The sequence below is a fragment of the Oerskovia rustica genome (assembly GCF_014836555.1).
GTDB lineage: Bacteria > Actinomycetota > Actinomycetes > Actinomycetales > Cellulomonadaceae > Oerskovia > Oerskovia rustica.
Genome location: NZ_JACSQQ010000006.1, coordinates 25,896 through 52,760, shown reverse-complemented (window position 1 = coordinate 52,760; position 26,865 = coordinate 25,896). Strand labels below are relative to the sequence as shown.

Annotated in this window: 12 protein-coding genes and 1 pseudogene; 4 read left to right on the top strand and 9 right to left on the bottom strand. The window is 69.1% G+C overall.

Annotation, left to right across the window (positions count from 1 at the left end):
* Window positions 1-67 precede the first annotated feature (67 nt).
* Both H9652_RS04915 and H9652_RS04910 read right to left on the bottom strand, forming a co-directional pair.
* Complete coding sequence (locus H9652_RS04915; protein ID WP_318243981.1) at window positions 68-856, bottom strand: lysoplasmalogenase; 789 nt, start codon at window positions 854-856, stop codon at window positions 68-70.
* Between the two features lie 91 nt (window positions 857-947).
* Window positions 948-2,066, bottom strand: a complete 1,119-nt coding sequence (locus H9652_RS04910) for a GNAT family N-acetyltransferase (RefSeq protein WP_191795209.1) — start codon at window positions 2,064-2,066, stop codon at window positions 948-950.
* 92 nt (window positions 2,067-2,158) lie between these two features.
* Between H9652_RS04910 and metH the strand changes: the two genes are divergently transcribed.
* Together metH and H9652_RS04900 are read left to right on the top strand one after the other, a co-directional pair.
* Window positions 2,159-5,749 carry a methionine synthase gene (gene metH, locus H9652_RS04905; protein ID WP_191795206.1) on the top strand — a complete coding sequence of 1,197 codons (3,591 nt, stop codon included), beginning with the start codon at window positions 2,159-2,161 and terminating at the stop codon, window positions 5,747-5,749.
* A gap of 346 nt (window positions 5,750-6,095) precedes the next feature.
* Window positions 6,096-6,960, top strand: a protein-coding gene (locus tag H9652_RS04900) for an IS5 family transposase (RefSeq protein WP_318243980.1) whose coding sequence is annotated in 2 segments (ribosomal slippage) — window positions 6,096-6,443 and window positions 6,445-6,960 — 864 coding nt in all. Because the reading frame shifts where the segments join, the coding sequence is not laid out codon by codon here.
* A gap of 62 nt (window positions 6,961-7,022) precedes the next feature.
* Here H9652_RS04900 and H9652_RS04895 read toward each other — a convergent pair.
* The 7 genes and pseudogenes from H9652_RS04895 to H9652_RS04860 all read right to left on the bottom strand — a co-directional run bounded on the left by H9652_RS04895 (window position 7,023) and on the right by H9652_RS04860 (window position 21,973).
* Window positions 7,023-7,346: a hypothetical protein gene (locus H9652_RS04895; RefSeq protein ID WP_191795203.1), complete on the bottom strand. Its 324-nt coding sequence runs from the start codon at window positions 7,344-7,346 to the stop codon at window positions 7,023-7,025.
* Window positions 7,347-7,500: 154 nt separating this feature from the next.
* Window positions 7,501-7,755, bottom strand: a pseudogene (locus H9652_RS04890) (metal-sulfur cluster assembly factor); the annotation flags it as partial.
* 33 nt (window positions 7,756-7,788) lie between these two features.
* A complete protein-coding gene (locus H9652_RS04885; RefSeq protein WP_191795201.1) occupies window positions 7,789-9,345 on the bottom strand; it encodes a DNA cytosine methyltransferase in 1,557 nt (518 codons plus the stop codon).
* A 761-nt stretch (window positions 9,346-10,106) separates the two neighbouring features.
* On the bottom strand, window positions 10,107-12,176 hold the full coding sequence (gene drmB / locus H9652_RS04875) for a DUF1998 domain-containing protein (RefSeq protein WP_191795199.1): 2,070 nt from the start codon (window positions 12,174-12,176) through the stop codon (window positions 10,107-10,109).
* Complete coding sequence (locus H9652_RS20225; RefSeq protein WP_191795198.1) at window positions 12,176-15,253, bottom strand: helicase-related protein; 3,078 nt, start codon at window positions 15,251-15,253, stop codon at window positions 12,176-12,178. The genes drmB and H9652_RS20225 overlap by 1 nt, the downstream gene beginning before the upstream one ends.
* Before the next feature lie 157 nt (window positions 15,254-15,410).
* Window positions 15,411-17,162, bottom strand: coding sequence for a UvrD-helicase domain-containing protein (locus tag H9652_RS20220; RefSeq protein ID WP_191795197.1), 1,752 nt, complete (start codon window positions 17,160-17,162; stop codon window positions 15,411-15,413).
* 8 nt (window positions 17,163-17,170) lie between these two features.
* Complete coding sequence (locus H9652_RS04860; protein WP_191795196.1) at window positions 17,171-21,973, bottom strand: DEAD/DEAH box helicase; 4,803 nt, start codon at window positions 21,971-21,973, stop codon at window positions 17,171-17,173.
* 551 nt (window positions 21,974-22,524) lie between these two features.
* Here H9652_RS04860 and H9652_RS04855 point away from each other — a divergent pair.
* Window positions 22,525-23,178, top strand: coding sequence for a response regulator transcription factor (locus H9652_RS04855; protein WP_191795195.1), 654 nt, complete (start codon window positions 22,525-22,527; stop codon window positions 23,176-23,178).
* Between the two features lie 75 nt (window positions 23,179-23,253).
* Complete coding sequence (locus H9652_RS04850; RefSeq protein WP_191795194.1) at window positions 23,254-26,196, top strand: 3'-5' exonuclease; 2,943 nt, start codon at window positions 23,254-23,256, stop codon at window positions 26,194-26,196.
* Window positions 26,197-26,865: the final 669 nt, after the last annotated feature.

The following is a 26,865-nucleotide window of genomic DNA, read 5'->3' as shown; positions in this document are numbered from 1 at the left end:
GGTGCTCCGGTCGACCCCACGGTCGTTCACGTTCCTGCCGGCTCTGCGCAGCAGGACCACGGCCCGCTCAGGCCGACGGTGCGCCCGCCGCTCCGCCGGCGACCGCCGGTGCCCCGCCGGCCGGGCCCGCAGCGGACGCGTCCTGCACGTCCCGGCGCAGGATCCCGACGACGAGCAGCGCCTGCCCTGCGAGATACGTGAGCATGACCCAGAAACCGGACGACAGCGGACCCGGGACCTCGAAGCCGGGCACGAACGCCCCGAGCGCGATGAGCGCGTCCGAGACGAGGAAGATCGCGCCGCCGACGCCCGCGACCCGGTTCACCCCGGTCGACAGCACCGCCATGACCGTCAGGCACACGCCGTAGACCATGACCGGGACGAGCAGAGCGCCCGCGTGCGGGGCGCACACCGCGACCAGGGCCCCGAGCGCGACCCCGTAGGGCACGAGCAGGAGCGGACGGCGCAGCAGGCTCTCCCCGCGTCGCGGCCAGAACGCGGCCGCGTACGCGAGCTGGGCGAGCAGGAAGAACCCGACCATGGTCAGGAAGGAGACGTCACCGCTCGACAGGTCGGGCGCGCTGTCGCCGAGCCACGAGAAGCCCAGCGCGACGAGCGTCCAGCGCACGAGGCGCGACCGTCGGGCGCCGGACGTCGCCGCCCACACGACCAGCGCGAGCAGCGGCATGACGAACCACTGCGTGACCTCGGCGAGCTGCTCGGCCCCGGCCAGGTGCGCCCCGAGGTGCACCGCCGAGAGCAGCAGGAACGCCCCGGCCGCGAGCGCCGCTGGGCGCCGCCGCAGGAAGGTGGACGGGACGGGGGCGTGCGAGACGCGCGAGATCGAGGCAACCACGGTGTTCCCTTTCGAGGCGAGGGCACCCGCGTCACGGGTGTCCCAGCAGCGCGGCACCGTTGCCGCGCTGAGCTGGGAACACGGTAGAGCCTCAGAGCTCGATCGAGTACATCCGTGAGCCGTCGGTCTTCTCGTAGCCGAGGCTCGCATAGAGACCGTGGGCGCCGGACGGGTTCTCGGTGTCGACGTCGAGCTCGGCGAAGTCGATGCCGCTCGCCCGGTAGGCGGCCATGCCCGCGCTGAGCAGGGCGACGGCGATCTTGCGCCCGCGGTAGGCGCGGCGCACGCCCAGGGTCTCGGTGTACCCGCTCGAGTAGCCCTGGACGGGCCAGTCCTGCTCGTAGCGCCCCGACAGCAGGTACCCGGCCACGACCGGCCCCCCGCCCGTGCTCCCGGCGGGAGCGACGCCGTCGGGCAGGCTGCCCTCGACGGGCGAGCCGTCCGAGGGTGCGGGCGAGTCGTCCACGACCAGGACGCTCCACTCGGGAGCGAACATGCTGCGCCCGTGCACCCAGGACTCCGGCGTCGCGGGCTCGCTGCCCCAGTGGTCGCGGAACGCGTCGTTGTGCGCGAGGCGCGTGGCCTCGTCGAGCTCGGGCGACCACGGCACGACGCGCAGCCCCTCGCCGAGGGTAACCTCGGGCACCGGGAGCGACAGGTCGCGCCGCAGGTTCGAGTAGAAGCGGTTCGCGGTGAACCCCGCGGCCTCGAACAGGCGGCACTCGAGCTCGTCGTCGTCCTGGGCATAGCCCGCGATGCGGGCGGGCAGCTCCTTGCCCGAGGCCGCGAGTAGCTGGCGGGCGCGCCCCGTGGACCAGGCGATGACCTGGCGGCCGACGCCCCGCCCCCGCCACTGCGGGTGCACGGCACCCTGGACGAACGCGCGCACGACCGTCGTGTCCCCGGGCCGTGTGTCGACCGACGCGTACGCGCGCGGCTCGCCGTCGGCGTCGATCCCGACCAGGGTGTCGCGGGGCAGGTCGCGCCAGTCGCCCTCGAAGATCTCCTCGGTCTCCTCGAGCGAGGTGCGGTACGGGTGCTTGTCGTGCTCCTCGACGGCCGCGATCAGGCCGAAGAGCGCCGGCGTGTCCTCGGCCACCAGGGGCCGCCAGGTCAGCCCCTCGACGTGCGGGACGGGCACGACGTCGGGCGCGGCGACGCGCTCGGCGATCGGGGCGAGGGTCTGACGGACGGAGGGTGCTGGGCTCATGGGCACCACGCTAGGGTCGGGCGCCGGACGCGGCACCCTGTTTTTCCGGACGCCCCGGCCGCGCACGCTCCCCCGGCGTTACAGTTCCCCCCATGTCCCACGACGCCGCCGACGCCCGTTCCGCCGCCTTCGCCGAGGCCCTGCGCACCCGCGTCGTCGTGGCCGACGGCGCGATGGGCACCATGATCCAGGAGCAGGACCCGAGCCTGGACGACTACCAGCAACTCGAGGGCTGCAACGAGATCCTCAACGTCTCGCGGCCCGACATCATCGCGGCCGTGCACGACGCGTACCTCGCGGTCGGCGTCGACTGCGTCGAGACCAACACGTTCGGCGCCAACTGGTCCAACCTGTCGGACTACGACATCGAGGACCGTATCCGCGAGCTCGCCGCGGCCGGCGCGCGCATCGCCCGGGAGCGGGCCGACGCCTGGTCGACCCCCGAGCAGCCGCGGTGGGTCCTGGGCTCCATGGGACCCGGCACCAAGCTCCCCAGCCTGGGGCACACGACGTACGCCAACCTGCGCGACACGTTCGCCGAGCAGGCCGCAGGACTGCTCGACGGCGGCGTCGACGCGATCCTCGTCGAGACGAGCCAGGACCTGCTCCAGGCCAAGGCCGCGGTCAACGGCTCGCGCGCCGCGATGCGCGACGTCGGGCGCTCGGTGCCGGTCATCGTGCAGGTCACGGTCGAGACCACGGGCACCATGCTCATGGGCTCCGAGATCGGTGCGGCCCTCACGACGCTGCAGTCGTTGGGCGTCGACGCGATCGGGCTGAACTGCGCGACGGGCCCGGCCGAGATGAGCGAGCACCTGCGCCACCTGGCCAAGCACGCCGAGATCCCCGTGACGTGCATGCCCAACGCCGGGCTACCGGTGCTGGGCGCCAACGGGGCCTCGTACCCCCTCACGCCGAGCGAGCTCGCGGCGGCGCACACCCAGTTCGTCACCGAGTTCGGCCTGGGCCTCGTGGGCGGCTGCTGCGGCACGACGCCCGAGCACCTGCGCCAGGTCGTCGAGGCCGTGCGCGCACGGCCCGTCGCGCCACGCAGCCCCGAGCGTGAGAACGGCGTCGCGAGCCTGTACTCGCACGTCGACTTCCACCAGGACTCGGCGTTCCTCGCGATCGGCGAGCGCACCAACGCCAACGGCTCCAAGGCGTTCCGCGACGCGATGCTCGCCGAGAACTGGGAGGAGTGCGTCCAGATCGCGCGGGCGCAGACGCGCGACGGCGCCCACCTGCTCGACGTCTGCATCGACTACGTGGGGCGCGACGGCGTCGCGGACGCCCGCGAGGTCGTCTCGCGTCTCGCGAGCGCGTCCACGCTCCCCCTCGTGATCGACTCGACCGAGCCGGCCGTCATCCAGGCAGGCCTCGAGCTCGTGGGCGGGCGCGCCATCGTGAACTCGGTCAACTTCGAGGACGGCGACGGGCCCACCTCGCGCTTCGCACGCATCATGCCGCTCGTCACGGAGCACGGCGCCGCCGTCATCGCCCTCACGATCGACGAGGAGGGGCAGGCGCGCACCGCCGAGACCAAGGTCGCGATCGCCTCGCGCCTCATCGACACGCTCGTGGGCGAGTGGGGCGTGCGCCTCGACGACATCGTCGTCGACACCCTCACGTTCCCCATCGCGACTGGCCAGGAGGAGACGCGGCGCGACGCGATCGAGACCATCGAGGCGATCCGCGAGCTGGTCGCCCGCTACCCGGGCGTGCACACCACGCTCGGCGTCTCCAACGTGTCGTTCGGCCTCAACCCGGCCGCGCGCACCGTGCTCAACTCGGTGTTCCTGCACGAGGCCACGCAGGCCGGGCTCGACTCCGCGATCGTGCACGCCGCGAAGATCCTGCCGCTCGCCTCGATCCCCGACGACCAGCGCCAGGCCGCGCTCGACCTCGTGTGGGACAAGCGCGAGTACGACGCCGAGGGCAACCTCACGCACGACCCCCTGGCCCACCTGCTCGACCTCTTCTCCGGCGTCGACTCCGCGGCGCTCAAGGACGCGCGCGCCGCCGAGATGGCAGCGCTGCCCGTGGGCCCGCGCCTCGAGCGACGCATCGTCGACGGCGAGCGCAAGGGCCTCGAGGCCGACGTCGACGAGGCGCTCGCCTCCGGCATCAAGGCGCTCGACATCGTCAACGACCACCTCCTGGAGGGCATGAAGGTCGTCGGCGAGCTGTTCGGCAAGGGCGAGATGCAGCTCCCGTTCGTGCTGCAGTCCGCCGAGGTCATGAAGACCGCGGTCGCGCTGCTCGAACCGCACATGGAGAAGACCGACGAGGCGGGCAAGGGCACCATCGTCCTGGCGACCGTGCGCGGCGACGTCCACGACATCGGCAAGAACCTCGTCGACATCATCCTCACCAACAACGGGTACACGGTCGTCAACATCGGCATCAAGCAGTCGATCGGCGCCATGATCGACGCGGCCGAGGAGCACGACGCCGACGTGATCGGCATGTCGGGGCTCCTCGTGAAGTCGACCGTCGTCATGCGCGAGAACCTCGAGGAGCTCGCCACGCGCGGGCTCGCCTCCCGCTGGCCGGTCCTGCTCGGCGGCGCGGCCCTGACCCGCACCTACGTCGAGGACGACCTCGCCGGCATCTTCCCGGGCGAGGTCCGCTACGCCCGCGACGCGTTCGAAGGCCTGCGACTCATGGAACCGCTCGTCCGCGTGGCGCGGGGAGAGGCGCGCGACGCCGTCGGGCTGCCTCCCCTCAAGAAGCGCCGCCACGCGACCGTGACCGTGACGCAGACGCCCCTGGAGGACCTGCCCGCACGCTCCGACGTCGCCGCGGACAACCCCGTGCCCGCCCCGCCCTTCTGGGGCACGCGCATCGTCAAAGGCATCCAGCTCGCCGACTACGCCGCGTTCCTCGACGAGCGCGCCACCTTCATGGGGCAGTGGGGGCTCAAGCCGGGGCGGTCCTCCGATGCGGACGGCGCAGCCGGAGCCTCGTACGAGGAGCTCGTCCAGACCGAAGGGCGCCCGCGCCTCAACGCGTGGCTCGAGCAGATCCGCACGGACGGCATCGTCGACCCGTCCGTGATCTACGGGTACTTCCCCGTGTGGTCGGAGGGCGACGACGTGGTCGTGGCGCACCACGGCCCCGGGCTCGCGGGCATCGGAGCGCCCGACGGCGGCTCGGGCGGTCCCGTGGGCGAGGAGCGGCTGCGCTTCACGTTCCCCCGGCAACGCCGCGACCGCCACCTGTGCCTCGCGGACTTCGTCAAGCCCCGCTCCTGGGTCGAGGAGACCGGGCGCTACGACGTCCTGCCCGTCCAGCTCGTGACCGTGGGCGACACCGTCGACGTGCACACCGCCAAGCTCTTCGCCGCGAACAAGTACCGCGAGTACATGGAGCTCCACGGGCTGTCCGTGCAGCTCACCGAAGCGCTCGCCGAGATGTGGCACTCCCGCGTCCGGTCCGAGCTCGGGTTCTCGGACGAAGACCCTGCTGACGTCCAGGGGATGTTCGACCTCGACTACCGCGGGGCGCGGTTCTCCCTCGGCTACCCCGCGTGCCCCGACATGGAGGACCGGCGCAAGGTCGTGGAACTGCTTCGGCCGGAGCGGGTGGGCGTGGTGCTCTCTGACGAGCTGCAGCTGCACCCGGAGCAGTCGACCGACGCGTTCGTGTTCCATCACCCGGAGGCGAAGTACTTCTCTGTCTGACGGTTGCCCGGGTGAGTCCTGGCACGTCGACACGACTGCCGGTGGCTGTTGCCTGCGGTGTTGGCCGCGGGCCACGGATGCAGCAGTCGCTGGATGCATCTGTCCGTACCAAGGCGTGTCGTAAGCGTGTCGCCGCAAGGGCCGGAACTGGCCCCTCGCCTGCGGAAGACACGAAATGGCGCCCGACCTGCGCGGACAGCGTTCGGCCACGTTTGCGCACCGAATCCGTGAGGCAAGTGGTGCCGCCAGCCCCAAGGGTTCCAACCATCAAAGGAAGGGCTTCAGACGTCGAACCCCTAGGGCGTGTCTCCTTAGTCGCAAGGCTGAGATGTTGCAGAGTGCGCTCGTGGATCGTGGTCGCGAGTTGTCGGACGAGCAGTGGGCAGTAATCGGCCCGTTGATGCCGAAGGTGTCGGGCCGCTCACGCCCATGGCGTGATCATCGTCAGGTCGTCGAGGGGATCGTTCACCGGTATCGGACCGGGGTCGCATGGCGTGATCTTCCCGAGCGATTTGGCCCGTGGCAGACCGCGTGGAAGCGCCACGCCCGGTTCTCCCGCGACGGGACCTGGGACAAGATCCTGACGGCCTTGCAGGCTCGCGCGGACGCGAACGGCGGTATCGACTGGCAGGTGAGCGTGGACTCCACAATCAACCGGGCGCACCAGCACGCCGCGACCTTGCCCAGGACCACAGGGGGCACTGGCGAATCACAAGAATCCGGAACGGCGCGAACCGGCTGACCACGCGCTGGGCCGATCCCGGGGCGGGCTGTCGACGAAGATCCACGCCGCGGTCGACGGCAACGGGCGACCGCTCGCAGTGCTCGTGGGACCAGGCCAGGGCGGCGACGCGCCGATGTGCCTGCCCCTGCTCAACTCGATCCGCGTTCCACGAGCAGGAGCCGGGCGCCCGCGCACCACCCCCGACGCCGTGTTGGGCGACAGGGCGTACTCCTCGCGCGAGATCCGGACCGAGCTGCGCCGGCGCGGCATCATCGCGGTCATCCCCGAACCCCGCGACCAGCAGTCCCACTGGCGCCGACGCGGGTCACGCGGCGGACGCCCTGTGACCTACGACCCCGTCACCTACCGGGGCCGCAACACGGTCGAGCGGTTCTTCAACCGCATCAAGCAATGGCGAGCACTCGCGACCCGCTACGACAAGCACGCCGTGATCTTCCGCGGCGCCGTCATGTCGCAGCGATCCTGATTTGGGTGCCCGCGCCCTGATTCCCAGATGGCGTCGGACTCAAGGACATGCGCGACAGCATGTCAGGGGACGTCGGATGCCTCTCGGCCGCACCGCAAGCGGGATTCCTTCTCGGCCAGGAACGCATCAACGAGCTCGAACAGGACCGCGAGGGCGTGATGGTCGTCGTCGTCGGTCAGCTCGGCGGGCCCCGGCGACTCGCGGCCCGGAAAGGCCAGTCCCCAGACGATCGCGGACCAGACCAGGTTGGGTCCCCGTGCGCCAGGTCGGGTCAGGAGCCACTCCTTAAAGCCATCGAGCACCCCACCTGTATAGCGATCCCCGTGCATGTCGTATCCCTCGAGCCATGCGACGACGCGAACCCATGTGGCCCGGCCGACATACATGCCTGGTCGCCTCGCGAACAGGGCAAGGAATTGCCGCTCTGACAACCCGGCTAGAGGTCGCTCGCCGACACCGATTAGTCCCTCTGGTAACTCCGAGTTAGGACGCACGCCCGCACTCTGCACCACCATGATCAAGGCACTAGGGAGACACGCCCTAGCGCCCGGTGCTGGTGGGGCCATTGGCGATGATTCTCACCGGGCCCCACGGCGACATCCAGACCCAGTTGACGCAGAAGCCGTTGACGAGGCCCTCCAGCGCCTGGGCGGACTGGTCCTCGTTGACGTCGGTCAACGGGCAGGCAGCGGACGTGAGCGTCATATCGATGACAGCATGGTTGCTCTGATCGATCTGGATGCCGTAGACGAGGCCGAGGTCGACAGTGTTCCCCGTGCCGCCTGAAGGGTCGATGGCATGACCAGCCGTGACCCTTCGCAGTTGCGATCACCCCTCTCCAGGCGGTTCCAACCTCCCCGCGCGCAGGTAGTCGTAGATCGCGCTGGCTATTGCCCTCCCGAGCGGGATAGGGACCGCGTTTCCGATCTGCCGGGCTATCTGGGTCTTCGACCCGCACCAAAGGAAGTCGTCAGGGAACCCCTGAAGGTGAGCAGCCTCGTAGTGGGTGATCGGCCTCCCCTCGGACGGGTGCAGGTAACGGCCCTTCTCGGGCTTGAAGAACTCCGTCCTGATGGTGACGGACGGACTGTTCGCACGGAGCCGGCCCATGACGTCACCCGCGCCCGCGTCGTGCTTGTCCCACGACTCCGTCGACAGATAGGCCAGAATGCCGCCTCGCGTCCTGCCGTCGTCCTCGATCTCCACACGGAAGGCCTCGGCCTTGCTTCGTCCCGAACGGCCACGAAGGAGGTGGGGTTCCGAGAACCCGTTCACCGTGAAAGTCCGGGTGCCGAGGAATCCTCCGCCGACGACCTCGGTGTACGAACCCCACGGCACCAGTCTTCCGTCGTCGTCACGATAGGCCGCATCCTTCTGCATCAGCACCTCGTCGCCGTCGTCGAATCGGCACCAGAAGCGCCCGCGCAGGCTCTTTCGATTTCCGTTCCGGGGGATCGCGTTGTACCGAGCCACCGAGATTGCTTCTGGCTTGCGCGTGAAGTGCAGCTCCTGGGTCGTGAAGGGGCCTTGGAACTCCTCGTCGACCTCGGCGATCCATCGGGATCTCGGGAGCAGCTCGGTTCGTCCGAGGTCCCATGACCGGGTCCGTTCGAAGAGCTCGTCGACCGTCCGCCACGCTTCCTTGCCCTCCGGCAGGTCGAGGCCGACGAGGAGGTCCTGATTCTCCAGGAGCTCCTTCGAGAACTTCGGTTCTGGGTACTGCATACGAGCCGTCCGCAACGACACATCCGTTCGCACACCGATGAAGATGGCCCGGCGTCGTGCCTGCAGGGCACCGTAGTCGGCGGCATTTAGAAGGTATCTCGAAGCCCGTCGCTGCGGGGGGTCGTCTGCCTTTGTCCCCGGTGCGTCGCGAGGCTCGTAGTTCTGGAGGTCACCACTTCCCATGCGCTTGAGGAGGTCACTGAACTCCGGAGATCGAACGAATCGGTCCACGTTCTCGATGATGAAGACCTTTGGCTGGACCGCGACGACGATACGGATGAACTCCTGCCAGAGCGTGTTTCGCTCGGCACCGACCTTGTTCCGGTTCAGCCCCGAGAATCCCTGACAGGGCGGCCCTCCGACGACGACGTCGATCTCACCGGGACCCCATTTCGGAGTCCACCCGATGATGTCCTCCTGGAAGATCTCGGTCGGCTCGAAGTCCCACTGTTCACGGAGCGACGACGCACCGAAGTTCATCGCGTACGACGCAGCAGCGGCCGGATCCCACTCGACTGCACCGACGCTCCGAAAGACCGGTGGGTCCGTCTCGCCGATTCCTTCGGGACGGAACTGGTGGAACCCCTCGGTGAGTCCACCACACCCGGCGAAGAGATCGAGGACCGTGATCGGCTCGGGGACGTGGGGGGCGCTTACCATCCGGTCATCGTAGCGTCGGTCTCCCACGCAGCCGCCCTGCCGGCCTGGTCGTGACGTGCATCAATGCGTCCATCCTCGCGCCAGGCGATCACGGCGTGTTCAGCGGCGGTCGTGCTGACCCACGCCGCGGGTAGCGCTACGCCATGTCCGGGCTGGGGCACCAACCGGGCGCGTCCAACGCCCGACGTGAGCTGACGACGAGCATTGCCCGCCGGAAGGAGACCAAGCCGGAGCTCACTATCCGACGACTGCTGCACGCCCATGGCCTCCGTGACCGCGTGACCTACCCGGTACCGGGCAAAGCCACGTCGGAAGATCGATGTCACGTTCACCCGTGCCAAGGTCGCGGTCTTCGTCGACGGCTGCTCCTGGCACGAGTGCCCTGATCACGCCACACGGCCCCGAGCCAACGCCGAGTGGTGGGAACGGAAGCTCCGGATGAAGGTGGACCGCGACGCGGACACGAACAAGACGTTGCTCGACAGCGGTTGGACGGTCTGCGCTTCTGGGAGCACGAGTACCTGACGGCGATGGCGGACGCGGGTCGTGCGGCCCGCTCGGTCGGCGCCGGACCCCGACTCCACGAACGTCGACATCCGGGCCGACCGGAGCACATGCCTCCGCATCACCCGAGCACGGCCTGGTGCCACCGCATCATCGTGGTCAGGGGATCACCCGGTCAACACGGCAGATCGCCCTGATCCCCGCCCGACGTCACCGCTTCGGTCGCGACGTACCCAGCGGTACGACCGCGCCAGACGTCAACTCGTGAGTGCCGCCGTGACCCGCGCCGGATCTGCCGCCAGAACGGTCCAGCCCTTCCCGACCAGTCGGTCATGGTCGGCATCGGTCAGGCCGTCGAGGTCGACAAGTACCTTCCGGTCATCCCAGACCATCGAGACGATGAACCCTTCGATCTCCGCCCCGAACTCCGGCACGGGAAGGCCAGGCTGCAGCGCCACGAGTTGCTCCGCGAAGGCCCGCTCCACCGCAGTCACCCCCGCTGACGCGAGCGTGTAGGCCCAAGCCGGTGGCATCGTCACAGGTGCGCGGCGCACCGACGGACCCTGCTCGGTGGCCGCCGGTTCGGTCGGGGGCGCGTCCATCGCAGGTGACGCGAGACCCGCCCGCGGTGCATCAGGGGAACCGACAACCATCACTCTGTCGAGGAACTGGTTGCGGTGCTCGCAGCTCGTCTCAGGCGCCAGGACGCAGGCGTAACACGCGGCGAGGTTGAGTGCGTCTGTTCCCGTCGCGCCCGCCTCGGCGCACACCGGGTCGTTGGAACACCATGTGGCGCGCTCGAGGGCATTGCGGAAGATCGCCGCGAAGCGCCCGGTGGCGCCGAGTGCCGCGAGTCCACCGAGGCTCCCCGCGGAGTCGGAGGAGGCCGTATACAGGAGGATCCCGGCCTGCCCGGGGAGCGCGTAGACGCGCTCCCGGATCGCCCCCTGGGGATATCCGGCGTCGAGGCTAAGCTCCTTGAGCAGCATGTGGGCGAGTGTGTGCAACACGACGAACCGTGCGAGGACAGGTTCGGTCGCGATCTTCATCGCGGCGTCACGCGCGGCCTGGGCCGATCGGATCAACTCCAATCTGGTCCGCGCGGACGAGCTCGCCTCCCAGCCGGCGATCGTCGACTCTTCGAGACGGACGAAGATCCCCTCCCCGATGACCTCGACCGCGGGCAGCCAACCGACGTTCTCGGAGGACAGCCGTGCCGTGCGCGCCGAGCCGGTCTCCGACTCCACGGGCGTGACCCGGGAGAAACCCGAGAGCACGCGCACCTCACGAAGTCGGTTCACCTGGGCGACCTGCGCTATCAACCCGTCGAGCGACGGATCCACCGTGACGGAGGTGCACTGAAAGGTGTCCCGGTTCGAACCGTCGTGCCCGGCCTTGAGTGCCTCGTACTCCTGCGTCCGCAGGAGGTCGTCGTCCGGTGCGTCGTCGGCGTCGAGCCCGAGGCGCTGGCGGATGACGTCGATCACGGCGTCGACCGTGACGTCCTTCTCGTCCTTGACGGCAGCCTCAACCGTGGCCCGGGTGGCGGCCTCACCGGCGTGCTCGTAAACCGGCTTGAGCATGCTCCAGTGCTTCGTCACGAACCGCGCCGCGATGCTGGACCACGGCGGGATCGAGATGCTGGAACGCTGCACGGGGAACCACACGTTGGAGGCACCACGCTGGAAGACGCGTAGAGGGCGGTCGCAATCGGTGTCGTTCGTGGTGCCGTTGAGCCAGGGCTTGCTGCCCGAGCACTTCCTGATGCCCTGCAAAGCCCCAGCGTTGAAGGCGCCCTCCATGTCGTAGGGCCTGACGCCGCACGAGCAGGAAACGACGAGGGACGCGAGCGACGAGGAGCTCCCGCTCGTACGCAGGCTGAGCTGATGCTCGACGCCTTCCTCGGCATCCTGTCCCCGGTGGACCCACTGGAAGTACGGGAAGTCCTCGATGTGGCCATTCTCGCAGCAGGCGACGAAGCGGGACGGGGTGAGATCGCGAGCGCAGTCCGCACACGTGGTCTCACCCTTCTTGGAGCCGAATCTCCAGAAGGGTGCAACGCGTCGGCAGCCGGAGCAGTAGTGCCACTCGGGGAAGCGGACACCAGGGACGTCACCCCTCGTCCGACCGGTGGGTGGCGCGTGGAAGGTGTGGACACCGAGCGTCCTGGCGAGCCGCGGCTCCTCGACGGACTGCGCGTACGCGATGTCCCAGTCGTCGATCCCGCAGATCATGTAGCTCGCGTCGGCATCGGGAAAGAGGGACCCGACGCCGTACGTGGTAACCAACTGGCTCTGGCGTGCCTTGGGCTTCTCTGCGGTGGTCATCACTTCACTCGCTTCCGCGTCACGATCCGCAGCGTGCTCTCCCGGTCGATATTGCGCAGACTGGTCAAGGTCGGCCAGGCGGGTTCGTCCACCGGGAAGATCTCGACAGGAGGAACCTCGCCTGACTGTCCGAACGGCGCCCCACCCGCAGGAACCATGAGAGCACCCTCCGCGCTGATCCACCCCTCGTACTTCTGCACCTGACCGTCCTCGACGGCGTCGAACCAGCTCTCGACGAGGTCCTCGAGGGCAACGCGCACCCTGTTCTCCGCGTCGGGATCGACGGAGCGTGCCCGCGCCGCGATCACCTCTACGAGGTCGTCGAAGGCATCGGACGTGACGGGCACGTCGACCGACTTGCTCCCGGACGCCCCGGCGACGGAGTGCCGGGCGAGGATCACCAGCAGCCCGTGGAGCGCGCGATCGAGCGCACGCCGCGCGAACGGTGTCGCCCCGGTCGCCTCGACCTGCTTGTACAGCGCCCGATGAAAGGAGGTGAACGACTCGTAGTGCGACAGATCGCGGGACTTCGCCGCGTTGAACATCGTGACGACGAGACCAGGGTGCGCGCGGCCGACCCGCGAGGTCGCCTGGATGTACTCCGAGGTCATCTGGGGCTGGCCCATGACACCCATCAGGCCGAGCCGGTCGACGTCGACCCCGACGGAGATCATGTTCGTCGCCAGGACGATGTCAGGGCACTCCACGGCTGGGTACGACGTGCCGAGCCGGGCGAGCTCGTCGGGGATCTCGCTCGACTTCTTGCGAGACGTCATCTCCCGGGGATCGCGGATGTCCCGGACCTGGTGGCCGGTCCGCGCCGCGACGACCTTCATACGGTCAGGGACATCGTCCAGCGACTGGATGAAGGCGGCGCCGAGCACGCGGAGGCTGTTGAAGTAGCCGAGCATCGTCCAGTAGGCGTCGCGCACCGCGTCGGGGGCGTCGAGCTCGTAGCCTGCCTGCAGGAGCGCGGCGTAGACACGGACCAGCAGCGTCGCATGGCTGGTCGACGGCGCCATCACCCCGACGTACCTGCGGGTCGGTCGGTCCTGCGGATCGGCGTCGACGGCGAAGAAGGAGTCGCTGGCGTCGAGCCCGGGCGGCGGGAATTGCTGTGCCGTGCGGTCGAAGACGGCCCTCACCTGGTCGGTCGCGCGACGGATCGTCGCCGTGGAAGCCACGAGCTTCGGGCGGACGCCCTCGTCAGACGTCGCCAGCGCGTCGACGGCGGTCTCGTAGAGGCCGACCAGCGTGCCGAGTGGCCCACTGATCAGATGCAGCTCGTCCTGGATGATCAGGTCCGGCTTCTCGTCGTGGAACGCACCCAGGACGACACCGGCCTCACCTCGCCAGGCCAGCATCGCAAACTTGTCCACCGTGCCGATCACGAGTGAAGGACGCGTGGTGTACACGTCGGTGTCGACGAGGTGGACAGGCAGCCCGTCGCGGAAATCGCAGAGGTCGCCGGGGCAGCGGACGGTCATCCGGTCCTCGCGGACGTCGGCGTCGTAGGCGTCGACCGGGAGCGGTGTTCCGCACCACGGGCAGCGCAGGAGCTGGCGCGGGTTTCCCTTATCGCTCGGCTCCCCGCCGTCGCGCATCTTCTTGAGCGCTTCCGCTGCGGCCTTGACACCGTTCGGAGTCGCACCCTGGCCCACCCACAAACCGATGGAGAACTCCCGCAGCTCTGCCGCCTCACGACGCCGCCACTCCTCCAGGGCGCAGATGAGACCCGAGGCCCGCTCGAACTGCTGGATGGTCAGGAGTCGCAGGGTGTAGCGCATGATGACGCCCACTCCGGCGCCCTGGTCCGGTCCGCCTCGAAGTCTCCGCAGCACGAGAACGAACGCGATCAGACCGAGGTAGGCCTCGGTCTTGCCACCACCGGTGGGAAACCAGAGAAGATCGGCCATGTCGCGGTCGGGGTGCCGCGGGTCCGCGAGGCTGGCGAGGTTGAGCAGCACGAAGGCCATCTGGAACGGCCGCCACTGACCCTCGACGTCCGGCGGCACGGTGTGCCCGCCACGAACCATCACCTGCCGGACGCGTTGCTGCTGCATCACCTGGTTCATGACCCGGAAAGCACGGGCCGCCTCCGGATCGCGGTCGAGCACAGCGATGCCGTCTCGCATCCGGGCGACCGCACGACGGGCATCACGCAAGTGTCGCTCCGCCGTCGGGACGTGCCTCGCCTCGAGGCCAGGGACGCGCGACTCCTGACCGGCGATCCACTGCTCGTAGACGTCGACCAGCCCAGCCAGAGCCCGCCGGTCGTCGTCCACACCGAGCGCCTTCATCCCCAGCCGGGGGACGTCGGACCGTTCGGCTCGTGCGAGGCGGAGGTCGTGGCTGGGGAAGAACGTCGTCTCGAGCCGCTGCACGAGCGAGGCCTCCTCCCAGGTGACGGCGCACCCGTGCCCGACGGCAAGGTGGCGCTCAGTCCGGTACAGCAGCTCGCCACCGCGCTCGTCGTCGTCCTGGAAGGCAAGGTCGCGATCCGGCCGACGGTCGACGAACTGCCCGTCGGGTGTGGTGAGCACCAGGCGAGGGCGGAACCAGCACAGCGCGTCGGCATACCCCTTCTCAGGCCGGACCAGCGTGTTCACCAGCACGACGGTGACACTGACCGCGCCGTCGCGCACGGGCCGGACCACGGTCCGCAGTGCCAGGCCGTCGGTGACGCCCTCCTGCCCCATACCCGGAACGGTCACGTCCACCGAGAACGTCGTCGGCTCCTGGCGGGCGACCTTCCACAGGCCGTCGTTCTGGGTGGACGCCCGGGTCTCGGCCTTTTCCGGCTCCTCGGTCCCGGGGATTGCGGCCGCGTCGCCGAGCAGTGTCCGACGTTCTTCGGCGCGCCGGGCGACCTCCTCCCGGGCGGCCGCCACCTCTTGCGGGTCGACGAGCTCGTGGTACCGGTCGACCGACACCTCCACCTCGACCGACGAGGTGCTCGCCGCGACCGAGAAGGTCAGACCCATGGTCGACGGGTAGCGCATGCGGGCCAGCGCCACCGCCGGGTCGTTGCCCGAGTCCATGGCCGTCCCCACATCGGACTCGTCGTCGTCGCGCACGTCCTCGATCGGTTCCTCCGAGCGCGGGTGCAGGATCCCGACGACGAACCGCGACAGCGGCGCCTCGGTCAGCAGGTCGTCGGCGTCCGTCGCTCCCTGCAGGTCCGCGACCAGCGCGTCCACCATGGCGGAGCGCGCCAAGTACCAGGCGTTCAGGTCAGTCATCATCCTTCTCAGTCCCCCATTCCACGTCGAGCATTCCTGCGGTCGTCACGCCGAGCCACAGGCCACGACGGCCGACACAATCCTGAGCCGGCTCCCCGGCGACTGTCACGACGTCCTCCACCCTGGCCCGGGAGACCCTCGGCCACGGCAGCGTCCCCGCGCGACGACGCTCGGCCGGCCCGACCCGTCGCGCGAGTGCGGTGCCGAACGACTCGGCCGTCCGCGCGACGACGACACCGTCGTGCAGCACCGTGTACGTCGGAATCCTGAGCGTCGACCGCCCCGGGTCCAGAACGAGCTCCAGGGCGTCACCCGTCCGAACCTTCGTCGCGAGGTGTTCCTGCGTCCCGGTGAGGTCGTCGCCGGGCGGCGCGGTCGTGTCCAGGTCACTGGTCCGCAGCTCGAATCCGAAGGTCTGCCAGTTCTTGTAGCCACCGAGATACCAGCGCTCGTCATGGTGCTTGAACACTCTGCGTGGTGCCCCGTCGGCACGGACGATCCGGTCCCGGGCGCGGGTCAGCGCTACGAAGCGTCGGCGACGTTCCGCCTCCAGGTCGCGCTCCTGCCGCCCGAACCTGGCGAAGTCGACGAGCACGACGTTGTCGAACTCCAGCCCCTTCGCGCGGTGGACCGTGGACACGATCAGGCCGTCGTCTTGCTGGTGGAGAAGTTGGGGTGGGATCGGTCGGGTGCCCGCGATCCTTCTGACGAGCCTGCTGAGGTCGAGCTCGTTGCCTCGCGCTCCGGTCACGGCCCTCAGCGCCCGCCACAAGTCGGCGGGGTCGTGGCGGACGGCGAACGGACCGAGGCGATCGAACAGCTCCTCCCGCCGGATGGAGACGGGCCTCCAGTCCGCGAGCGACTCCACGACCCACCGCGCCAGGACACGCTGGTCCGCTCGTCTCCGGAGCCTGGCCAGACCGCCCGCCTCCCCGATCTCCCGGGCGACGAGCATCGCCTGGCCGTTGGTCTCGGTGAGAAAGGCCGTGGTGCCGTCCCAACCCTGGGCGAGCCGGACAACGTCTGGCACCCCGCCCGCGTGGACCACGTCCGCCTCGAAGTCGTCGAGGTCGTCGGCACCCGCCAGGACGGCTGCGCGCAGGCGTGCCGCACCCTTGGCATCTCGCGTGCGAGCCCGGTACTGCCCGGTCAGGACCTTCTCCTCCACGACCCCTTTCGTCGAGGCTTGCCCTAAGAGGTCCGCCGAGGTCGTACCCGACCGGTCGTCGAGCTGGAAGTCGTAGATTGCCTGGGCGAGGTCGCCGATCAGGCTGAACCCGGCGTCCTCGTCGAGGACATCGAGGAGGGCAAGCAAGAAGTCCGCTCGCCGGCCGACGACGTCCTGAACCTCGTCCACGACGAGGTGCCGGAGTTCATCGAGCCGGTCCCACCCCTCCTCCCGGAGGATCTGCGTCGCGGCTTCGACCCTGCGATCGAAGGAGAGCTCGGTCGTGTCGACGTCGGACACGTCCCGGAGGATCTCCAGCGCGAGCGAGTCCATGGTCTGGACCGTCACCGGGTCGAGGCCCTTGCGTGCCAGGCGCGCCGTCGCCGCGTGGACGGCGGCGTTCGAGAAGCTGATGACGAGGATCTCCGACGTCGGCTCGAGGTCCTTCTCCTCGATCAGGTGCTCGATCAGCGCCGAGACCACCTCCGTCTTGCCCGAGCCGGGTCCGGCGACGACAATCTGCCGGGCCTCCGCATCGACCTCGACGGCCGCAACCTGACTCGGGTCGAGGTTCACGGCCGCCTTCACCGCTGCCACAGGTACTCGAACTGGTTGAAAGCGAGCAGGTCGCCGAACTGCGCGAAGTTATCCTGCACGTTGACGATCATCACTTCCTCGGATCCTCCGTTGAGCAGGCCACGGAGCCCGCGCCCGATCATCTGCTGGTAGACGTTGGGGCTGAACGTTGGCCGCGTGACGTACACGGCCTGCACCTTCGGGGCGTCGAAACCCTGGGTGAGCACGCCGTAGTTGGTGATCACCCGGAGCTTGCCTGTCCTGAACTGCTCCACGTAGTGCCGTCGGGCGGCGGCCTCGGTGTCGGACGAGATGGACACAGCCGGGACACCACGATGCGTGAGCAGGGCGGCAAGTGTGCGGGAGTTCTCGACCGACGAGGCGAACACGAGCATCGTCCAGTCTTCGGGCTGGGCCACGATGTGGTCCACGATGCGCAGGGTGCGATCGTTGTCGTCGCCCAGACGCTCGGTGACACCGGCCGGTAGCCGGCTCATCTTCTCGATGTCGGCGATCTCCTGACTGGTCAGGTTCACCTTCACGCCGTCGAGGATCTTCTGGCGAACCTGGGCCAGAACGCCCATGTCCTGGAGCTCGAGGTACGGGTTGTCGGGATCCTGGAAGGCGCCCTTGTCGAGACGGTTGCTGCCGTACCGGCTCACGAGACGCTCGGTCTCGTACTGCGACCTGCCGCGGAAGGGGGTCGCCGTGAGGCCGATCAGCGGACGGCGCTGGCTGATCTTGCGGGTACGCCCGCTCCGCCCGAGCCATTCGAGCGCCTTCGTGTACTCGGGAGTGACCGAGGTGTGCGCCTCGTCGATCACCACCACGGACGGGCCGCGCAACCACTCGTACTTATCCGGCTCCCTCTCCGCAACGCTCCGTAGCTTGTCGATGCCCGCCACGACGAGCTGGAACGATGACGGGTCCTCGACCACCGAGTTCGTCCCCCAGAGCCGCCCGACGTTCATGGGCAGCTCCGGGCCGATCGCACGCCAGATGTGCATCCACGTCTCGACGGCCTGCTCGCACAGCTCCTCAGTCTGCGCGATCCACACGAGCGGATCGTCGTCAGCGACGTAGCCCTGGCGAAGCCCGTTGACCAACGCCTCGACCGCTACCCGCGTCTTGCCAGCACCAGTGGGCAGCGCCACCATGCCCCGGTCGCTGCCCGTGCCCAGGAAGAGATCCTTGATGCGCTCCGTGACCGCGACCTGGTAGGGGTGCAGCTTCTCGAGACGAGCAGGACCGTCGATCATCTCCTGCGCCGGGCGGGCGTTCGCCGTGAACCCTGCCCACTCGGTGGGGAACCCGAGTTCCTCGACCCAGCGCCGGGTCGTGCTGCGCCCTGCCCACTCACGGGGTGGCTCCAGACCGTTCTCCTGGAGCGCCGCCAGGATCGAGGGCTGCTTGAGGATACTGACGCCATGCACGGCGCGGGCGAGGGCCGCGATCTCGTGCGGACTCGACTTCCCGCTCGTGTCTTCGACGATGTCGAGGACCTGCTTGGGCAGGCTCCTGCGAAGTACATCCACACCCACGGCAGCGAGCAGCCGGTCATTGTCTGACTTCGCCTTCCTGACCTCGGTGACGAGCTTCATGGTCTTCTGCCGCGCCACGTCGTCGAAGACCTTGCGGATGTCCGCGCCCGACATGTCGAGGTTGAGCGCCCTGGCGACCTGGGCGAGGACCTGCGACGGGTCCGTCGCCGTGACCCGGACGACGCCGCTGCCGTCGCGGTGCTGCGCGACCGGCCGGCCCCGCTGGCCCTCCGGGGTGGCGACGAGTCGTTCGATGCTCCGGCAGGCCTGGATCAGTACCTCGTGGTCCGCCACCGGCACCCACAGCTTCATCGGGGGGTACAAGTCCAGAAGGTACTCGGGCTCACCTGCCGTGACGGTGACGATCTCTTCCTGCAGGAGGTCCTTACCGGGCTTGGCGTCCCACGCTGTGACGAACTGCTCGCAGTCCCCGTCGTCGGCGAGCAGCAGCGCCGGGACCTGGGCCTCGATCAGCGAGTCGTAGACGGCTGGGTCCGTGGTGACGCCGATGTTCTCCGGGGCGACCTCCTGGTACCGCGAACCGACCCGGGCGACCAACCGGAGCGGGTCGTTCGGCAACTTGAACGGCAGCCAGCCATAGAGCTTGCCACGACGAACGTCCGCTTCCCTGTTCCCGGTCCAGGACGCCGCCCGCATGGTATGCGCATTCCAGGCCGCGGGCGGCATCTGGTGGTCGTCGTTGGGATCGGTCTTCAGCCGAAGTTGCTTCGCGAAGGCGTCGCTCATCTCCGCGGTCGGGAAGATCTCCGGATCGACCGCCTCGGACGCCTGGAACACCTCGCTCGGGCGAACGGTTCCGAATCTGGGCACGTCAAGGGCACCGTGCTTCCCGAGGAACCAGATCTCGGGCGCCGCCACCTTCAGTCGCCCGTAGCTGACGTTGGTGCTGTGCTGCACCGTCCACGGCGCAGGCAGACCTCGTCGGACGATGTCGTCCGTCACCACCGCGCGGGCCTCGGCAGACATCCCGATGAGCGGCTCCAGCGGCCACGGGGGCGTCGAGCCGGTCGCGAGGACCCGGTCACGCTGAGGAGTCGAACCCTTCTGCCCCGCGATGAACCGGTCCACGACCACGCCCTCGTACGCGCGGAACCACGGCTCGGCCGGGGGGTCAGGACGGTGCGTCGGCACGTCTACCGCCCCGATCCGACGTAGCACTCGGACGTCGCCGTCCGAATGGAACATCGGGTCGATCAGACGATCCTGGTCCCTCCCCGTGCCCCGTGAGACCAGTCGACCCTCCAGGTAGGCGTCGGCGATGCCACGCCACGAACCGTCCGCGGTGCGGACACGGACGACACCGACCAGACTGGGCCCGAAGTCCTCGACGAGGAGCTCGTAGACCTTCTCGTCGTCCTCGATCGTCCGCGCTGTCTGCCAGATGTTCTGCCATGTCTGCGCCATGAGCGCTCTGTCGTGCAGGACCTCCGTGGACCTGGCGCGGGCCAGGAGACTGCGGAGCTCGCCGCTGCGGTCGTACACCACGACGCCGAGCACGCCGAGCGCCTCCTTGACGCCCTGCTCGTCGACGAGCGCGGGGTCGACGAAGTCGTGGCCGGCGTCGGCCTCCGACTGCCGTACGAAGACCCTGCCCTTCTCGGGCTTGCGGAACGTGCCGTCCTCGAGCCGGATCAGACGCGCGCCGAGAACCCCCTGCACGGCACGCGAACGTCGCCCGGGATCGGCGATGCGGTGCGATTCCTGCGCGATCCGAGCCGCGAGCCGGATCGCAGCCGCGGACGACACCACTGACCCGTCGGCCACCAGCTCCTCAAGCCACTGCGCGACCGGCGCCGACGTGGAAACCTCGCCGACGACGCCGCGACCCGCACTCCCGGAGAGCAGGCGCTCGACTTTCGAACGCCGCTCAGGGGTGCCGTACGCGCCGGGATGCACCCAGCGATTCCTCGGCGCTGCGGGGTGCTCTGCCCACTGCTGGAGCCAGCCGCGCTCCACGTCGTCGACGAAGCCGGTCCAGCGGAGCTCCGAGGGCTTCCGCAGCGCGCCGGTTCCATCGGGCACGGATCTGACGGTCCGCAGGTGCCGGATCACCGGTTCGTTGACCGTCTCGTCCGCCCATCCGCGGCTCTCGCGGCCACGCGCCGGGAGGGCGTCGAGGACCCGTACCGGGTCGTCGGTCGACTCGTAGACCTGGATCGCCTCGCCGACGAGCCGTGGCAGCACGGATGACAGGATCTCCTCGTTGAACGGTGTGTCGAGAACGGCGAGGCGGTCATCGCTGAGTTTCCACGGCGCGTTGACGAGGCCGGACAAGGTTGTGAACTCCCGGGTCGGAAAGTACGCCCAGAACTGCCCGATGCCGGTCGTCGGGGGCACCCTGGTCGCGTACTGGACGGGCAAGTCGTCCCGGTCGGTGATGCGTCCGGCCTCTGCCCTAGCCTTCGCGCTCGGCTGGTGCACCGCCTCGGCGATGCTCCAGACCTCGGACACGCCACCGACCTCCACCGCGACCGTGCCGTCCCCGTTCGAGATCCGGCGTACGACATTGTCGGTGGCCTTCGGGTGCCCGATGTCGCCGCCACTCCGAGCAGGCCAGGTCGTCAGGTCGTAGAACCTCGCCTCACGGATGTGAGCGGCGAAGAGGACGAACTGCGGCCGGAACGCCATCATGCGCTTGCTCATGCCGAGAAACCCGGCGGACAACGGGAGCACGATCACCGTGCTCGCCCAATCCATCAGCTCCTTCAGGTGAGGGTCGGCCGCAGCGTGGACCAGGGGATCGAGCACCTGCGCGAGACGCATCGTCGGGTAGCGCTCGGACACGAACCCGTACCGCCGCAGCGTGGACTCCGCCCAGGACTTGTCGAAGCCGAACGACACGGTTCGGCTGAAGATTCTCGGGCGGTCAGTGACGGCGAGAACTGACTTGAACCCGATGCCGAACCGGCCGATGCTGTCTCCCTGCTTGCGGGAGAGGTCGGAGCCAAGGAGTGCATTGACCCCGTCCTCCGAGACCGGTCCGCCGTCGTTCGCGACGTAAAGGGTGTCGGCCGTCAGCCTGACCTCGATCCGACTCCCCCCGCGGCGGGCGGCGTCCACCGCGTTCTGGACGGTCTCCTCCAGCTGACGGTTGTTGTAGCCGCCCTCGGAGATCCGGAGCTCATTGTTCGCGTCCTGCTCGACGCGGCTCGGGTCCTCCTTGTAGACCGCCAGACACGTCTCCGTCTGTTCGGCCACAAGACTCGCGAGGGCACCTTCGCCCCGCTGCCACACCTGCTTCAACTTCACGGCCTCTCGATCGACTGTTTCCGCCTGAACCCTCTATCAGACGACAAAGGCCGGACAGGTCTGCTACGCGGCGGGTGGACACCTATTCACTCAGGTGAGAAACCTACATCGAACCGATGGTTTCGGATGGCCGACGCTGTCCCCTGACCTCGACGACAACCTTCTCGCAAGAGCCGTCGGTTTGGTATCGCCCGATCGGGTGATCATTGTCGTCCGATCGGGGAGAACAGATCCCCCGGTCGTTCGTACGTTGTCCAGGATCGAAGGTGGCTCGGGAGCCGTCTGGCAAGGCGGGACCCGGGCGAGGGGGAATCGACAAAGGCGCAGGGACGGCGTCCGTCCAGCGAGCCGACTCACCTGTGGCCCGGGGGCGACCATCCGGGCGTCATGCCCACTCACTACGGCGGTCTGTGCCTCCAAGGCATGGCCATTCGTCGAGAAGTCTTGTGCGACACACATCGGCCGGTCGGGTGCGGCACGACCGCCGATCGGGTTGCGCCAGTCACCTGCTCGGTATACGCGGGACCTGCGCTCGCTCTACTGTGTGGCTCGTGACTCGAGTGCTCATCGTGGACGACGACGCCTACACGCGGACCATGATCCGCACGATCCTCATCGCCCACGGGCTCAACGTGGTGGGCGAGGCCGACGACGGCGACCAAGTCCTGGCCGCGGTCGCCGAGCACCGGCCCGACGTCGTGCTCATTGACCTCCAGATGCGCCGCGTGGGCGGGGTCGAAGCCATCCGGCGGGTCGCGGCCTTGCCCAACCCACCCCGCTGTGTCGCGCTCACGGGGTACGGGTCCGAGGACGCCGTCAGCCAGGCGCTCGACGCCGGGGCGGCAGGCTTCCTATCCAAGGACGACGCGCCCGACACCCTCGCCGGTCACGTGCGCGCCGTCGCCGACGGCGGTGGCGCGCTCTGTCCCAACGCCGCGGCCACCGTAATCCGCCGCATGACCACGCCGGGCGGCGTGCCCGTGGACCGCGCTGCCGACGCCCGGGCCCGGATCGCCGCCCTCACCGACCGGGAGCGCGCTGTCGCGCACCTCGTGGCGGGCATGACCAACCGCCAGATCGCGACGAGACTGCACCTGTCCGAGAACACCGTCAAGGCGCACGTCGCGCACGCGCTGACCACGCTCGGCCTCAGCACACGAGCCGAGATCGCCGTCCTCGCCGCCCTTGCAGACCCCGAAGCCTGAGATTCACCCGCCGCCGCGGGGCCACAGGCCGAGAGGCCACTGCGTCCGCCCCTGACCTGCGGATAGCCTCACCCTGTGCCCCAGGTGATAATCCCCGCCGACATCCCGTCGCTCGACGGCAGCGTCCGGTCGCAGGCGTACGCGTTCATCGACAAGCTCCGCAAGGACGACACCACCCCGGGCCTGCACATCGAGCCCATGGAGCAGTCCGCCGACAAGCGCGCCAGGACGGGTCGCGTCAACCTGTTCTGGCGCGCCGTGCTCATCAAGCTCACTGGTTCCGACGACGAGGCGCGCTACATCTACCTGGGCACGTTCCCGCACGACGAGGCGATCGCCTACGCACGGAGCGTCGTCTTCCAGCGCAACCCGCACACGAGCGTCCCCGAAGTGATCCGGGTCCACCCGGCCGGCGTCGCAGCCACGGCGCAGCCCCCTGCGGCCGAGAGCACCGATCGTGTCCTCGACGCGCCCGGTGTCCCCGTGCTCCAGGCACTCGGCATCACGTTCGAGGACCTGCTCGACCTCGGTGTCGCGAGCCTGACCGCGCACGAGGCGATCCTCGCGGCCGACCAGGACCGGTTGCTGGAGGTCGCTCTGGCCGCACCATCCGCTGTTCAGACGGACGCGCTCCTCCTGCTCGGTGACGGCACGAGCGTCGAGCAGGTTCGCGCCGAGTTTCACGTCGACACCGCGGCGGTCGACACCGAGCATGACACCGACGACGACCTCATCGGCGCCCTCGATCACCCGGCGTCCCGCATGCTGTTCGCCTACCTCGAGGACGACGACGACCTGCGGGCCGCGATCGAGGACGAGGACTTCGCCCACTGGCGGGTCTTCCTCCACCCCGAGCAGCTCGAGCAGGCCACGGCAACCACGCGGGGCGCCTTCAGGCTTTCGGGCGGCGCAGGCACCGGTAAGACCGTCGTGCTGCTGCACCGCGCACGCCACCTGCACGCACAGGACCCAACGGCACGGGTCGTCCTGACCACGTACAACAAGACCCTCGCCACCTCGCTCCGGGCCCACCTGCTGCTGCTGGACAAGACCGTGCGGATCGCGAAGCAGTTCGGCGAGCCGGGCGTCTACATCGGCACCGTCGACGCCATCTCCTGGCGCCTGGTCTCTCGCGCGGCGGAGTACGGGCTCGACGTCCAGCACGCTGCCACGGAGCTCCTCGGTCGTCCGCGGACGCAGGTCGTGCGGGCAACCACGCACGGAGCGTGGGACGCCGCGCTGTGGGGAGCCGGCGGGGTGCTCGCCCCCTCGGTGCGCACGGCGGACTTCCTGGCCGCGGAGACCGGGACCGTCGTCGTGCCCGGAAGGATCACGACCCGAGATCAGTACTTGCAGGTGCGGAGGCAGGGCCGTGGCGTCGCCCTCTCGCGGGCGCAACGCCTCGCCGTGTGGGACGTGATCGAGGCGTACCGGGCGGCTGCCGCCAGTGCGGGCACCACCGACTACGACGAGAAGGCGCTGATCGCCGCGGCCGCGCTCGACGTGTCGGCGGCGGCCACCGGTCGACGGGTCGCAGACCACGTCCTGGTCGACGAGGCGCAGGACCTCACCCCGGCGCGGCTCGTCCTGCTGCGGGCGCTCGTCGCCACGGGACCGGACGACCTGTTCCTCGCGGAGGACTCCCAGCAGCGCATCTACGCCCCCCGGACCGTCCTGTCCCGGCACGGTATCCACGTGGTGGGCAGGTCCCGTCGGCTGCGGCTGAACTACCGCACCACTGCCCAGAACCTCGACTACGCCACCAGCATCCTCGCCAGCCACGAGACCCTGGATATGGAGGACGGCGTCGTCGACGGCACCGGGTCCCGCTCTGCCCGGTCCGGACCGCACCCGGTGGTCGAGGGCTACGACACGCCGGACGAGGCTCACGAGACCACCGTCCGAACGGTCCGTGCCTGGCTGGCCGACGGGACCGCACCCGAGACGGTCGCCGTGCTCGTCCGGACCGGCAACGACGGCACCACGCTCTCCAGAAGCCTGACCCAGCATGGCGTGCCCAACCGGTATTGCGGCGCCAACGACACGCCGGTCACCGGCCGGGTCGCCGTCATGACCATGCACCGGTCCAAGGGTATGGAGTTCCGCAACGTCCTCGTGTTCGGCGCCACCACCGAGTCTCTGAAGGCGGTCGACCGGTCGCCGGAGGGAGACCGGCCCGGTGTCCTCCAGCGGGAGCGGTCGCTCCTCTATGTCGCGACCACCCGTGCGCGCGACCGAGTCGCCGTCGTATGGGACCGCGCCGCGAACGGGCTACTGCCCGATCCGCGCTCCAGCAACACGCACGCCAGAGACCCCCAGGAAGACCCGGTCACCAGCGAGGGCGCCGTTCGCGCCGCTGGCCATGTGACCCGCATCGACGAGCGCGAGGCGCTCGCCCGCGAAGCCCTCGCCCGCGAAGTGCACGACACCGTCGGACACTCGCTAGCGCAGATCGCCATGCAGGCAGCCGTCCTGGAGACCGTGGCGGCCGGCGACCCCAGGGTGCGCGAGGCCTCAGCCTTCATCCGGGCCGCTGCTGCCCGGGCTGGCACCGAGCTCCGCAGCGTCCTCACCTCGCTCCGTACCGGGGCCGACGGGCTCACTACCGCGTCCTTCGACGACCTCGCCGACCTCCTGAGCGACCTCAAGAACCAAGGTGCGCGCATCGTCAGCAGCGTGGTCATCGCCGACGGCGCCACCGCGCCCAGCGCGGTGACCCGCGCCTGCTACCGCATCGTGCAGGAGTCGGTCACCAACGCCCTCAAGCACGCCTCGCAGATGCCGATCGACATCACTCTGCGCGGCGTACCCGAGACGGGAATCACGCTCGTTATCCAGAACCCGATGCCCGACGGCGAGCCCGGAGCATCGATCGCTCCTCGACCACACTCTGGCATCGCCGGAATGGCCGACCGCGCGGCGCTCGTCGGCGGGACACTCTCCGCGGGCGCGGTCGCTGGTCGCTTCGTCGTCGACGCCCGGCTCCCCTGGACGTCGGTCAGCGAACTTGCGCACTGATTCATGTGTGCACGGCCGTGCATGGTCGAGGCCACGGTGGGTGCGCCCATGGTCAGCACGGCTCTACGTGTTCGCTCCGAGCGCATCAGGAGCGTTCTCGGGAGTCAGCGGAGCGTCGACCCCAAGACGGCCGGAGTCTTCTACACCTGCCGCAGCTACAACGGGAAGTGCCAGAGCATTAAATAGCGGCCAGTCGTCGACGGGGGCGCGCCCCGCTCCTAACTCAGGCCGATCGACCACTAGCCGCACCTGCACGCGCGATCATGGTCGGCCCACGGGAGCCGACGCGCTCCTAGGCGTACCTTGCGTCCGTGTGCCTCAGCTCCACGACTCATGAAGTGGCACCGACGGTGTGACACCCCGACGGTGTGAACTTCCGACTGCGACCGCCGCGTCGAGGACGCGGCGGTCGCGGCCATGTCAAGGACGCAGAGGTTGCAGTCGAATCACCACGTTCGGAAGTGCCGTCGGACCAGGTCCAGGCCGGGCGGTCCGGGCAAGCGGCACAGCTCGACGAAGATGATCGCGCGCTGGTGGGAGTCGGCCCCGGCCTCGAGGTGGGCATGAGGAGGAATGCGCAACGCGGCCGAAACGCGTCAGGCAGCCGGTAAGACGCGAGGTCTTGGACGGACTTCACCCATGGCGCGTGCACGGCCATCTCGCCTCGGG